The following is a 13,502-nucleotide window of genomic DNA, read 5'->3' as shown; positions in this document are numbered from 1 at the left end:
ATCCCGATAATCGGCTGCGATGATCACGCGACTGCGCATCGCTAAAGCATCGTCCCATCATGCCCCGGCAAGTTACCGCATGAATACGGCCATGGCCGTTAGCAGCGGCGTCATGCTGCCCACTGTAACCACGACTATCGCAAACGCCAGATCATTGCCCGTAGGAGAGACAGTAGCACATGATAAGGCCAGCCTAACGGCAAGTTGTGCCGGAATTCGGCAATCCCGAGATCGCCCGAGCGGAGACGTTGAATGAAACTGAGCAGGCGTGGCCCATTTGCCGCCCGCCTACGGAGCCGCTAGCCCCGGCTTCGCGCCGGGCAGGCTAGCGGCCCTTCGGACAGAACGCGCGGCAGCGTCCTGCAAGCTGAGCCTAGCGCGAACACCAGAGCGCAAACGTGCACTTTTGCACCGAGGCGGTCCGAATTCCAGTTGTTCCCGATTGGTAACGAGCACGCAAAAACTTATCTTCTGGCACGCGCGCATATGAACTCTGTCTCGCGACCACGAGCAAGCAGGAAGTTTCAATCCTTGTGGGGAATAAGGCGCTCGCCTGACCGGCGCGCTAACTCTGCCAGTCGAACGCAAGGAGGCGCTTGCGGTCGAGAAGCCTGACCTCGCGTTGCGTGTTGCCAACGAACTCGAGGACTCCCGCTCGACGCGATCGTGACAATGCGCGAGATACAGTTTCGAGGGTCAGGCCGAGGTAGTCAGCGATGTCCCGCCGTGGCATCGGGAGTGTTATGTTGGCAGCGCCAGTAACTCGGTTGTCCATTTCGAGGAGGTACGCCGCAACTCTTTCGACTGCATCTTTGCGGCCCGGAAGAAGCATGTGATCCTCAGCGTGCTGGAGGGCGTTGGTGGTCATGCGGAGCAAGTTATGCGTCACGGCCGCATCGCTGTCGGCAACCGTTTCGAGGCTTTGGCGCTTAATCGTCTCGACGATCGCTTTCGCCGTGAAGCGGTGTACGTCGCCGTTTTCCAGACCAAAGATGTCGCCGACAAGGTGAAACGCAATGTCCACTTTTGCACCGAGGAACCGACTCGAATTTTGCCGACTTTTCCTTACTCGATTTGCATTTGTTAAGGCGCGGCCTCAGCCCACCTCAGTAGCTTTCTCTTGCCGGGCAGCGATTCCATCGTGCGCGGGCGGGTGCGAGTTTGCAGCGAAGCTATGGGGAGCCTCATGTATATTAGCTCATCGCAGTCATCCGCCGACGCGATCGGCCCAGTCAGGGCAAGTCATCCAGAGGGCAAGGCCCTAATCGTCGATCTCGAAGATATTCTCCTCAACGTCGACTTTTCCCTTCAGTCGGCGTTTGTGCTTCTTACGCGAGATCCGGCAAGTATCGGACAGTTCGCGTTGCGTCTTCTGCGTGGGAGAGCCTCCGTCGACTCCTACATCGCCAATGCAGCATCCATAGACGCCTCCCTTCTGCCCTACAACGAAGTTGCTCTCGATCGCGTTCGACGAGCGGTTGCCAAGAACAGGACAGTCTATCTGGTCTCATCCTCGAACGAGCGTTACGTGCGCGCCGTGGCCAACCATCTCGGCCTGTTTGCCGGCGTGTTCGCCTCGAATAGTGACGAGCGAATGTCCGCGTCAGTCCTTCGGCAGCAAATCGATGATGCCTTGGGGCGCAATAGCTTCGAATGCTTCATACCAACCGAATCAGAGCAGGTACTCTGGCCCGTTTCGCCGGGGCAGATGCGCAATTGGCTGAAGTTGATGAGAGTGCATCAATGGACGAAAAATTTTCTGATATTCGTTCCGATGGTGACTGCTCAACGGATCGACCCGAATTCCCTCCTTTACGCGATACTGGCCTTCGTCTCGTTCTCGCTTATCGCCTCCGGCGCGTATATCATCAATGATCTTGTCGATATCGACGCTGATCGAGCGCATGTCCACAAGAAGCACAGACCTCTTGCCGCAGGCACGCTATCAGCGTCGCGCGCGCTGATTGTTGCTGCGCTGCTGACTATGACGGCTATCAGCCTCGCCATCTCGGTCTCAATGCATTTTGCGGCGGTAATCGCCTTGTATCTGCTGGTTACGACGGCCTATTCGCTCGTGCTCAAGCGCAAAATGCTTGTCGACGTGATCGTGCTGGCTGGACTCTACACAATTCGAGTAGTAGGCGGCGCTGTCGCAATCGTTGTTCCCCTATCGGAATGGCTGCTCGGATTCTCGATGTTTGTCTTTGTGGCGCTCGCGTTGGTGAAACGTTACGTGGAATTGACGGCTAGGATCGAGGCCGATTTGCCGGAGATGTCGAATAGGAACTACCGTAAGTCGGATTTGGGCGCTGTCGCTGCGCTGATGGCAGCGGCGTCGTTCAACGCGGTCACGGTGTTTGCTCTCTACATTTCGTCGGATACAGTCCACCATCTTTATCGGCATGCCCACTATCTCTGGTTAATTTGTCCGATTCTCATCTATTGGTTCGGCCGACTCCTTATGCTGGCGCACCGACGGGAGTTGGATGATGACCCGATATTGTTCGCCCTCAGGGACAAAAACAGTCTGCTCGCATTCGTGATGATTTGTGGAATTCTGATTAGCGCGATCTGAGGAGCTCACTGACTCGATTGGACGGTCGTTGGGCGGAGTTGGCTGCTTACAGGATTTGATTCGCGGTAAGTGATAGATCGCATGCCGCTTTACGTGACGTGTCGAGAATTCGGAAGCGACCTCATGGACAATTTTGTCGTTGCCAAACCTCCGCGTGCCCTTCCGCGAAAGGAGAGACGCGAACGACGTCTCGGCGATCTTGCAACAAAGGATGATTTCGTAGCCCGAGGAACTTGGTTCGCCGTGACATTGGGTATCTCCACGGTGCTGGGTGTCCAGATCGCTCTCGTTTTCATTGTCACCGGCGGGCATTTCGCATACAGCCTTGAGGCCCCCTACACGCACCTTGCCCTTGCCGACCAGATTGCACTTGGAAATTACGGACTCTTCGCCGGAGAACATTCGGCGCCCAGTTCGACGATCATTTTTCCCTTTCTGCTGTCTGCGTTGCGCTTTCTGGGCCTGGGCGCACTCCTTCCGCTTCTCGTCAACGTTGCATCGACGGTGGCTACAGGTGTTCTTGCCGTACGCCTCGCCAAGGAGTGCCAGATACCGCTGGCGCGCCTTTCGACCCAGTACTTGTTTGTATTGGCGGCCGTTATTGCCGTCGCACTCAACCTGCCAGGCTTGGCGCTGACCGGTCTTGAACATTCGCTGCATGTCGCAATGTCTGTCGCCTATCTGCTCGGTCTGGTGCGATTCGTGAGATATGGCCGCTGCGATTGGTGGTGGTTTGTCTGTATCATTGTTCAACCGATCATACGCTTTGAGGCGGCGGGGATGCTGGTCGCAGACACACTGATTTTCATCGCGTTCCGTCGCTATGGCTATGCGTTGGCAATCCTGGCAATTGGTGTGCTGTTGGTTGCGGGTTATTCCGCATTTTTGCATTTGCTCGGTCTGCCCCTGTTACCAAGTTCGATTTTGGCCCGTTCGGATTGGTCTAGTGCAGCGGTCGCCGATCACAGCGGTTTGGTGGCAGTCGGCGTTGCTCTGGCCAAGAACGTCTACTCCAATCTGAACAGTTTTGGAGCTGCGCAGATCCTTGCGGGAATTGCTCTTGGCGTAGTTTGGCTGGGAGGGGTAATGCGGGAACTTCAATGTCGCCCGATCACGAAATCGGACCAGGTCAAGCTGGCGACGCTTGCCTTCATTACCTTCGTTTCGCTAGCGCAAATAACGGGCGGCAAGCTAGGCTGGGTTCCACACCGTTACGAAATTTACGTGCTTGTTCTCAATGTGTGCGGCCTCGCCATTATCTTCGGCGAGGCGCTCTCTAAGTGGTGCACGAATGCGTCCTGGCGAGGCGTGGCGATCTTCTGCGCAGCTCTCACGATGATCTTTGCCGGATATGCCACGCAGTTTGCCTTCGCGATTCACTTGGCGCGCAGCGAATATCTTGGCGGCGCCCAACTCCACAGATTCGTCACGGATTTCTACCGCAAGCCTGTCGCCGTTAACCAACTTGGCTACGTCAACTACGGCAATTCCCAATATGTGCTGGATCTGTCCGGCCTGGGCTCCGAGTCCGCACGTATAGCGCGCATGACGGAGCACTCACTTGACTGGATGGATGTTCTCATGGAACGTCACGGAATTGGACTTGCGATCATGACACCTGGGATGGTTCCTCAGCATTGGATTAAGATCGCGACCTTGTCACGCAACGGGAGCAGTACCGAGAATTCCGACAGCGGCTTCGTTTTCTTTGCGCGTAAGGCAGACGATGTCGCTGAGATCGTCCAGGCTCTCGACAAGTTCGAGAGCACCTTGCCTAAGGGGGTGCAGCTAAAGCGCGACTATCCTCGGACGGGATAAAGGTCATCGTCGCGGGAGGTCGGATTAGGAATCGAAAGGAACGAGCATCTGGCGCTCTCCGTTATCCCGCATTGCGCCGCGAAGACCATCAAACGTCTCGCGCGCGGGCCCCAATTGAAAAATTCCGCTCAGGGTATTGCGAAGAACTCGATGTGAGTAGATCGGGTCCGATACACCTCGCTATCCGGGCCTCGACGAGGCGTGCGGACACTTCGCCTCTGGGCCGATTCCGATGAAAAAGGCGGCAGTAGTCCTGATGTATTGGCGCCAGCGCCGATGGGGCCCACCGGCCGTTATGCGGGTTTGAGTGATTGCGTCGGGATCAGCTTGGCCATCTTACGAAGGTTCCGGGCGGTGGCTGCGAGGGTGAACTCATCACGAGCACCTTTTGGACCTCGTCAACTTAGACGGTCGAGCTTGAGAATGCGCTTGAGGTGCGCGAACAGCATCTCGATCTTTTTGCGGAGCCGACGCGAGGTGCCTCCTTCCCACGACCTTGCGATCTGGCGGACCATGTCGCGAGCGCCCTCTTAGATTGAGCCCGGCACCCTCCGTGAGGGCTGCTTGGGCAACACCGGGACTTCAGTGCGCACCGATCGCAATCGCGCTTGCTGGCCATGTAAAGCATCGTGGCGCCATCGTTCACCAGCGCTCCGGTCGTGGTGAGTACCTTGCCGCCAGGACAGCGATACACGCCACCTGCGTGGTCATAGGTGAAGTCCTCGCGCGAGAATATCCCATCTGTGCGGACCGACTTGTCGAACACTGTGACGTGTGGCTCGATGCCGTGCTCGTATAGACCAACCATCCGAGATCTCGGCCGAGCCATAGCCGCAGTCGCCGAGACGAATGATCTGCACGTAAAATCCACGGCCGTTCCGACAAATGGGTCGATAAACCTGCGTTGAAACCGCAATGGCTTTTCTCCTTCGGAATGACGGCCTCTCGATCGACGAGCACGACGGGCTAGCCACTCGCCAATGCGGCGAGCGGAATACATGGGTCCAAGTCAATGGTCCGCTGCATCGCGAAACAACGCCTCGCTCGGACAAATCCAAACCATGGGCCCGCGACACCGATTCTAGCGACCAGCAGGGAGGCTAGCGCCTCCTTGCGCGCCCCTGGGCCATCGGTAACGACGCCGAGTGATTGTGGCGTCTGCAAAACGCAGCAATTGCTCTACAAGTGCAGCAATCGCTCTGGAGCGACGTAACACCGGGTTCGCTAGACCGTTGCGGTGTCAAACTCAAGATCCCGCCATGTCCCGAACGGCAGCGCCACGGCCGCGTCGATCGTCAACGCCCTGAAAGCGGTAGCCGGTGATCCACCGGAGGTACGTGCGAGCTTTGCCAAGGGCCAATGCGTCCATGGCGCTTATATCCCCTCGGATCAGGCAGAGGAGATTACTAAATCCCAGAGCTTCACAAGACCATCGCGCGTACTGGCCCGCTTCTCGGTCGGCGGCGGCAATCCCGGAGTGGTGAATACCGACGAGCGCGCGCTGCGCGGCTTCAGCTTCAGGCTCGGGAACGTTGATCATCGGTCCGACATTCTCACGCAGAGCGCTCCGGTGCACTATGCGAGGACGCTCGACCAGATGCTGGCGCTCCTCAACGCGAGCATTCCGGGAGCGGACGGCAGGCCGGATATGGAGAGAATCAGCGCATTTGCCGCCGCCAATCCCGAAACGCTGCACCAGGCCAATTACATCGCCACGCGTCCGGTGCCGGCGAGCTTTGCTGGAACAACCTATTGGGGCGTGCACGCCTTTCCCACGACGAATTCGATGGGGGAGACGCGGTTCATCAAGTTCAAGGTCACGCCGGTCGGCGGAGACTTCGCGCTGGCGGAGGACGAGGCCAGGACGAAGTCTGCGGATTTCCTGCACGAAGATCTCCAACATCGGATCGCCGCAGGCGATGCCCGCTTCAGCGTGATGGCGCTGCTCGATCGTCCCCGGGATCCCACTATGGACGTGACCATCCGTTGGCCGGACGAAGAACGACGAGAAGCAGTGCGGCTCGGAACGATCGTCATCACAGCTATCGAGCCAAACGATGCGTGCGACGCCTTCTTTTTCGATCCGGCAAATCTCGCCGAAGGCATCAGTCATCCGCCTGACGAGATCTTCGCGGGGCGCAGCGCCGCCTATGCCATCTCGTTTGCGAGGCGTCGTTGATCAGGTGAGTTCCCACTGATGGCCGCGGACTATGTCTCGCCTTCCGGCGTCCCAAGTGTTTCGCGGCGCCACACGGCTGGGCTGACACCGAGGGCTGCCGAGAACACCCGCGTAAAATGGCTTTGATTGGCGAACCCGACCGATAGTGCAATCTCGGCCAGCGGCAACTCGGGCACCGTCATCAACTGCTTGGCCGCCTTCACGCGCTGACGAAGCAGCCATTGGTGCGGCGGCAAACCAGTTGAGACCCGAAATGCACGTGAAAAATGGCTGACCGAGAGGCCGAACTCGGCCGCGATCTGCTGCAACGAAAGCTGCCCGCCGAGGTCGGATTCGAGTTTTTCGCAGGCGCGTTTCACTTGCCAAGCAGCGAGACCGCCGCGACTCGATACGGTGATGGGCTGCAGCCCGCCATAGGCCTGGGCGATGTGCGCGCTGAACGCGAGCATCATGTGGTCGATGAAAAGCTGGTTGACCTCGGCCGGCCGACTGAGCGCTTGCAACAGCGATGCTCCGATATGACGCATGACCTTGTCGTCATGGCCGAAGCCGAACTGACAGGCGAGGTCGCCAACACGCCGTGTACGGGATTCCTTGGCGACGGCGTCAAGCGCTGAACGCGGAAGATAAAACTGGAGGGAATGGAACGGCTTGTCGATGACAAAGCCCGGATCGCTCCTGAGGTCGTAGAGATACGTTGTACCGGCTCTGACATCCGCCTTAGTGACGCACTTGCCGTGATCCCAGAGTTCGCAGTCCGGGTAATTGTGAAGCTTAAGGCTGACGAGATAGGCCTCATCGGCCACCGAGCCCGAAAGGCCCGGCACGGGGTTATCGTCCTGGGTTTCCGTAACGGCGAGGTCGACGCCACGCATCGAACGCGTGATCAGCGAGGGCGGTGCATCCCTCAGGCGCAACTGCTGCCTAACCCTTTGTCCGAAGGTGCTCGCCTGTGCCATAGGCGCGGTCCCTTAGGTTTCGCTTCCCGTTGCACCATACGCTTGGCGGCGCCACGCGCCCGGGCTGACCCCGACCGCGGCCGAGAATACCCGCGTGAAGTGGCTTTGATTGGCAAACCCGACCGAAATTGCGATTTCGGCCAGGGGCAGATCGCGGACAGTCATCAACTGCTTGGCCGCTTTGACGCGCTGATTGAGCAGCCATTGATGCGGCGGCAGTCCGGTGGAGATTCGAAACGCGCGCGAGAAATGACTGACCGAGAGGTCAAACTCGGCCGCGATTTGTTGCAATGAAATCGTCCCGCCGAGGTCAGACTCGAGCCTTTCACAGGCTCGCTTCACCTGCCACGGCGCAAGACCGCCGCGAGCCAACTCGCCACTTCGCCTCAGCCCGCCATAGGTCTGGGCGACATGCGCGGTGAACGCAAGCATCATGTGATCGATGAAGAGCTGGTTGGCCTCGACCGGCCGACGCAGCCCCTCCAGCAACGACGCTCCGACATGACGGACGACCGCGTCGTCGTGTCCGACGCCGGGCTGATAGTCAAGTTCGCCGACGCGTGGCGCGCCGCTCTGTCTGGCGATATCGTCGAGTGCCGAGCGCGGCAAATAGAAAAAGACCGAATGGAACGGCTTATCTATGACGTAGCGTGGATCGCGCTTGAGATCATAAAGATACGTCGCACCGGCGCGGATGTCCGTCTTGACGATGCTCCGCCCGCGTTCCCAGCATTCGCAGTCCGGGTAGTCGCGAAATTTAAGACTGACAAGATAGGCATCCTCAGATGGAAACGAGCCCGAAAGATCGCGCACGGGATCGTCATTCCGGGTTTCGGTGACCGCGAGTTCGGCGCTGCGCAGGGAGCGCGTGATCAGCGAGGGCGCGTCCTTCAAGTACAAGGGTCGCCCGAGCCTTTCTCCGTAGACGCCCGCTTGTGTCATCTGAGGTCAGTCTTATCAGTGGAGTTGGATTGGGCGGGCTATCCTCGCGCCCGCAAGATCGCAGGACAGTATCGGAGGTGGATGGCTACCGTCCAGACTCGCTCGTGGAACGAGTGGCTGTGTTAGCCGCAGCCCGATCAATTCGCAACAGAACGATTTTCACAGTGATTCCAACGTAGTTTCGCTTTTTCGGCGAGGCTTCTCCAAATCACAGCTCGGTTCCATCGTGCGTTTGTGAATGCTAATGGCGCTTCCCCCCCGCATTGACCACGCCGTCAGCCGTGTACAGCGCTCGCCGAGGCTTTGAGCAGAATCCGGCAAAGCACCGCCGGTTTGGGAAAGAACCCGTAGTTCTCCGCGCCTAGAACACGCGCCGAAAGCTCGCGGCGCCCAGGCGCATCGATACAGGCTATACCAAGCGTCGGCTTCGCGCAGCCCGCAAGTCACGCCTGGCGACGCGAGTACTGGCCCCAACGCGAGTACCCCCTCATGAGCAAGCCGATCTCGCACGATCCTCTGCAGACTCCGCCGGCTACGCCCGTCGCGCGCCAAAACGACTTGCCGGTCTCCGACCGTCGCGCCGCCGACGCAGAGATGGCGCGTGTGCTCCACACCACGCCATTTCGCATGGCATTGGATGCCTCCGGCGCCGGGATAGCTCACTGGAAGCATGAACCATTGCACGACGTCGTCGAACCCATGAGCCACCATGTCGTCATGGCTTACAACGGCGTGACGCAGCACATGGAGCGGCGGTCGGGAAGATCGGTTGTGAGTGGAACGTTTCGTCCCGGGGTCGTGATCATCATTCCGGAAGGATCGAGCTCCCGATGGGATATCCCGAAGCCTGTTGATGTCGTGCAGCTTTATCTTCCTCACGCAACCCTGAAGCGCGTTGCCGACGAAGCCGCGACCGGCACGTCGACTGATCTCCTGGAGCGAACGGCACATCCCGACCCCATCACATCCCGATTGCTCCTTAGCGCGGCCGGCGTGCTGGAGAGCAATCGAGCACTGGATGCCCTGTTCAGGCATCAGCTGACAGACCTCCTGGCCACGCGCCTTCTGGCCGCCCACACCAGTTCGCCGACGACGCTGCAGCCGCCCGTGGGTGGGCTTTCGCCGAAGGTCCTGCACCGTGCGATCGAACGCTTGCGTTCGGACAGCGACGCGGATGTCTCCCTCGATGCCCTGGCTTCGGATGCCGGCCTGTCGCGTTTCCACTTCTGCCGCGCCTTCAAAGAGAGCACTGGGCTTTCGCCTCTTGCCTGGTTGCGGCAATACCGGCTCGAGCAGGCCATGAACCTGCTGCGCAACACCGACGCTTCGATCGTGTCGGTGGCGGTAGAGCTTGGCTATGCCTCCCAGACGGCTTTCGCCGCAGCGTTCAGGCGATTGACCGGGGAAACGCCGAGCGATTGGCGGCGACGCGTGCGCTAGCTCCTCCTGCAGTTGATGAAGTGCCTTCAGAAGCGAGGATAGCTCCATGAACAAGCCGATCCTGCACGATCCGCTGGAGGCTCTGCTCGTTGCCCCAGATGCGAGCCACAGCGACTCCCCGGTCGCCGAGCGACGCCGTGCCGACGTGGAGATGGCGCGCGTCCTCAAGACTGCACCGCTCCAGATGGCTTCCGACCCTTCCAACGGCGCCATCGCGCATTGGAAACATGGGGCTCTGCATGACGTGGTCGAGCCCATGACCGACCACGTGATCATGACTTACCCCACAGGCGTTCAGCGCCTGGAGCGGCGCACCGGGAAGTCGGTTGCGATTGGAACGGCGCGTTCCGGAGTTGTGACGATCATTCCGTCCGGTTCAAGCGCCAGATGGGATATTCCCGGCTTTGTCGATGTCATTCAATTCTATCTTCCACACGCGGCGCTCGAACGCATCGCCCGCGAGGCCAACGCGCCCGCTCCCGGCGATCTTCTCGAACGAACGGGGCATCCCGACCCCGTCGTATCCGGGTTGCTGATGAGTGCGGCGGAGGTGCTGGAGGGCAATGCAGCCCTGGATCTCCTGTTCAGGCAGCAACTGACCGATCTCCTGGCTACACGTATCCTGGCTGAGCACACCGGCGCGCCAACCACGTTCGAGCCGATCACGGGCGGGCTGTCTCCCCATGCTCTGCGACGCGCGGTCGAACGCCTGCGCTCGAACACCGATACTGACGTGTCGCTCGCTGCGCTCGCATCAGACGCCGGGCTCTCGCGCTTCCATTTCTGCCGCGCCTTCAAGGAAAGTACCGGGCTTTCGCCTCATGCCTGGCTGCGCCAGCAGCGGCTCGATCAAGCCATGAACATGCTGCGCGATACCGATGCGTCGATCGCGTCGGTGGCCGCACAGCTTGGTTATGCTTCCCAAACAGCGTTCGCCGCAGCGTTCAAGAAGTTGACCGGCGAAACGCCGAGCGATTGGCGACGGCGCATGCGGTAGCAGCAATCTCTATGCAGGCACCGCAATCGCGCTGGCGCAGCTGGAGCTCCGGTTCGGTAGATGATCAAGGTGCCCTACGCTCCCCATAGACGGAGACAAACGATGACCTCGAAGACCTTCGTCAGCCTCTTTGCAATCCCGCCGCGACGAAGACTCGTCGCAACGACAATCGTGTACGGACTTTCGTTGGCAGTTCGCTTCACCTCTGCAACCGGCGAGGAGGTGGAAATTCCACAGCAATCCCTGCAGAGGACGAACCCGGCGATGTCCATCGTAACCAACGATGACGTGCAGCTTCCCTATGCCAACTGGCGCGGTCCGAACGCCACCGAGCCGATTTTCTTTCGCCGCCGCTCCGCGGCATCGATGCCGAGCTGCCCCTCCCCCTAAGACCTGACGATTCCGTTTCACCTCTTCGCGTCGTCGTCGATCACAACGAGCCGCTACTTCGGGAGCGGCGGCAGCAACGCGCGTATGCCCGAAGACCAACAACAGGAGAATATCACATGCGACTTGTCATCATAGGCGCCGGCTTCGCCGGCATGTACGCTGCACTTTCCGCCGCCCGGCTGCGCGACATCCAGGGTGCTTCGCCCGACGAGCTCGAGATCGCGCTGGTTGCACCGGAGCCGACGCTGGTGGTTCGCCCGCGGCTCTACGAGCCGAAGCCGGAAACCCTGACGGCGCCTCTGCTGGATGTCCTCAAGTCCATCGACGTCGTCTACGTGCAAGGCAGTGCCGAAACGGTCGATACCAAGTCCCGAATGCTGCAGGTCGCTACTGCCAAGGGCCCGCGAAAGACGCTCTCCTATGACCGGCTGGTCGTGGCCACCGGCAGCCGGCTTTTCCGCCCGAATATTCCGGGCCTCGCCGAACACGGCTTCAGCGTTGACCAGCTCGACGAAGCGATTGCCCTCGACCGGCATCTGCACAGCCTGGCGGATCGGCCGGCAAGAAACGGACGCGACACCGTCGTCGTCGCCGGCGGCGGCTTCACCGGCATCGAAGCGGCGACGGAGATGCCCGCGCGGCTTCGTGCGATCCTCGGCAAGGATGCCAATCCGCGCGTGATCATCGTCGAACGTAACGGTGCGATCGCTCCCGATATGGGCGCTGGCCCTCGTCCCGTCATCGAGGATGCCCTGCGTAAACTCAGCGTAGAGACCCGGGTCGGCGCTGGCGTCACCTCGCTCGATGAAACCGGTGTCACGCTCTCAAATGGCGAACGCATCGACGCGGAAACCGTAGTCTGGGCGGGAGGCATTCGCGCCGCGCCATTGACCCAACAGATCCCGGCCGAGCGCGACAATTTCGGACGTCTGCTGGTTGATCAGGATCTGCGTGTGACGTCGGTGTCTGGCGTCTTTGCCACCGGCGATGCCGCAAAGGCAGCGTGCGACGATGTCGGCAACTTTGCGCTGATGTCCTGCCAGCACGCTACCAGGATGGGCGCCTTCGCGGGCAACAATGCCGCTGCAGAGCTGTTGGGCGTCCCGACCAAGCCGTATCACCAGAAAGCCTACGTCACGTGCCTCGACCTCGGCGAAGCCGGCGCGCTCTTCACGCGGGGCTGGGAACGGAAAGTCGAGATCGTCGGCGAGGTTGCAAAGAAGACGAAGCACGAGATCAACACCGTGTGGATCTACCCGCCGCGGGCCGAGCGTGCCGCCGCGCTGGCGTCGGCCGATCCGGAGCACGTCACCGAAGTCTGAGGGCCTCACGCGATACGGCCGCGCTTCCCACGCAGAAGCGCGGCTCCCTCGCCATCGATCAAATTGGAGCTCATCACGATGAAACACGAGACCGTGCGCGCGAGCGCGTTCGCCATGCCGCTGACGAACCCGGCTTTTCCACCCGGCCCCTACCGCTTCATAAATCGCGAATACTTCATCATCCAGTACCGGACGGATCCCGAGGCGCTGCGCCGGATCGTACCGGCGCCGCTCGAGCTGGCCGAACCGGTCGTAAACTACGAGTTCATCCGCATGCCGGATTCGACCGGCTTTGGCGACTACACCGAAAGCGGCCAGGTCATCCCGGTTTCCTATCAAGGGCAGACCGGCAGCTTCACCCATCAGATGTTCCTCAATGATCATCCGCCCATCGCCGGCGGGCGTGAGCTGTGGGGCTTTCCCAAGAAGCTTGCGCAACCGAAGCTGGCGGTCGAGATCGATACCCTGGTTGGCACCTTGAACTACGGCTCGGTGCGCATCGCGACCGGCACCATGGGTTACAAGCACCGGGCCCTCGACATCGAAACCGAGGCCAGAAAACTCGCCGCGCCCAATTTCCTGCTCAAGATCATCCCACATGTCGACGGCTCGGCTCGCATCTGCGAGCTGGTCCGCTACCACCTCGAAGACATCACTGTGAAAGGCGCGTGGACCGGGCCAGCGGCGCTGGACCTGTATTCGCACGCCCTCGCCCCCGTCGCCGAACTGCCCGTCCTCCAAGTGCTGTCGGCCAAGCACCTCGTGGCCGACTTGACGCTCGGGCTTGGCACTGTCGTCCACGACTACCTGTCGCCCGCACAACGACGCGAATCCAGGTCCGAGATCCTTATCGAAGCGAACGCTGGCTGACCGGATCAGC

At 60.2% G+C, this 13,502-nt stretch carries 10 protein-coding genes and 2 pseudogenes; 8 read left to right on the top strand and 4 right to left on the bottom strand.

The window, feature by feature from the left end; translation table 11 throughout:
- Positions 1 to 565: 565 nt before the first annotated feature.
- Positions 566 to 1,015: pseudogene (locus SO139_RS25395) on the bottom strand (helix-turn-helix domain-containing protein); the annotation flags it as partial.
- A 171-nt stretch (positions 1,016 to 1,186) separates the two neighbouring features.
- Here SO139_RS25395 and SO139_RS25390 point away from each other — a divergent pair.
- Both SO139_RS25390 and SO139_RS25385 read left to right on the top strand, forming a co-directional pair.
- Entirely contained in the window at positions 1,187 to 2,575 is a 1,389-nt protein-coding gene (locus SO139_RS25390) for a UbiA family prenyltransferase (protein ID WP_449381920.1), read from the top strand.
- A gap of 123 nt (positions 2,576 to 2,698) precedes the next feature.
- Entirely contained in the window at positions 2,699 to 4,393 is a 1,695-nt protein-coding gene (locus tag SO139_RS25385; protein WP_449381919.1) for a DUF8728 domain-containing protein, read from the top strand.
- Between the two features lie 293 nt (positions 4,394 to 4,686).
- Here the strand turns inward: SO139_RS25385 and SO139_RS25380 are convergent.
- Positions 4,687 to 5,232, bottom strand: a pseudogene (locus SO139_RS25380) (transposase); the annotation flags it as partial.
- 398 nt (positions 5,233 to 5,630) lie between these two features.
- On the opposite strand from SO139_RS25380, the gene SO139_RS25375 reads away from it, so the two are divergent.
- Entirely contained in the window at positions 5,631 to 6,572 is a 942-nt protein-coding gene (locus SO139_RS25375) for a catalase family peroxidase (protein WP_449381918.1), read from the top strand.
- A 29-nt stretch (positions 6,573 to 6,601) separates the two neighbouring features.
- Here the strand turns inward: SO139_RS25375 and SO139_RS25370 are convergent, their stop codons facing one another.
- Both SO139_RS25370 and SO139_RS25365 read right to left on the bottom strand, forming a co-directional pair.
- Positions 6,602 to 7,531 carry a helix-turn-helix domain-containing protein gene (locus tag SO139_RS25370; RefSeq protein ID WP_449381917.1) on the bottom strand — a complete coding sequence of 310 codons (930 nt, stop codon included), beginning with the start codon at positions 7,529 to 7,531 and terminating at the stop codon, positions 6,602 to 6,604.
- Positions 7,532 to 7,543: 12 nt separating this feature from the next.
- Positions 7,544 to 8,473, bottom strand: a complete 930-nt coding sequence (locus SO139_RS25365; RefSeq protein WP_449381916.1) for a helix-turn-helix domain-containing protein — start codon at positions 8,471 to 8,473, stop codon at positions 7,544 to 7,546.
- 489 nt (positions 8,474 to 8,962) lie between these two features.
- Here SO139_RS25365 and SO139_RS25360 point away from each other — a divergent pair, with 489 nt between their 5' ends.
- The 5 genes from SO139_RS25360 (at position 8,963) to SO139_RS25340 (ending at position 13,492) form a co-directional block, all read left to right on the top strand.
- Positions 8,963 to 9,913 (top strand): helix-turn-helix transcriptional regulator, encoded by a 951-nt coding sequence (locus tag SO139_RS25360; protein ID WP_449381915.1) that lies wholly within the window; start codon positions 8,963 to 8,965, stop codon positions 9,911 to 9,913.
- A gap of 46 nt (positions 9,914 to 9,959) precedes the next feature.
- Complete coding sequence (locus SO139_RS25355; protein WP_449381914.1) at positions 9,960 to 10,910, top strand: helix-turn-helix transcriptional regulator; 951 nt, start codon at positions 9,960 to 9,962, stop codon at positions 10,908 to 10,910.
- Positions 10,911 to 11,012: 102 nt separating this feature from the next.
- Complete coding sequence (locus SO139_RS25350) at positions 11,013 to 11,300, top strand: hypothetical protein (RefSeq protein WP_449381913.1); 288 nt, start codon at positions 11,013 to 11,015, stop codon at positions 11,298 to 11,300.
- Positions 11,301 to 11,416: 116 nt separating this feature from the next.
- The gene (locus SO139_RS25345; protein ID WP_498540759.1) at positions 11,417 to 12,622 is read left to right on the top strand and encodes an NAD(P)/FAD-dependent oxidoreductase; all 1,206 of its coding nucleotides are present in this window, start codon (positions 11,417 to 11,419) and stop codon (positions 12,620 to 12,622) included.
- A 78-nt stretch (positions 12,623 to 12,700) separates the two neighbouring features.
- Positions 12,701 to 13,492, top strand: a complete 792-nt coding sequence (locus tag SO139_RS25340; protein WP_449381911.1) for an acetoacetate decarboxylase — start codon at positions 12,701 to 12,703, stop codon at positions 13,490 to 13,492.
- Positions 13,493 to 13,502: the final 10 nt, after the last annotated feature.

The sequence above is a fragment of the Bradyrhizobium sp. UFLA05-89 genome (assembly GCF_059803475.1).
The sequence above is the reverse complement of the archived record's forward strand: the minus strand, read 5'-3'. Positions and strand labels throughout refer to the sequence as shown.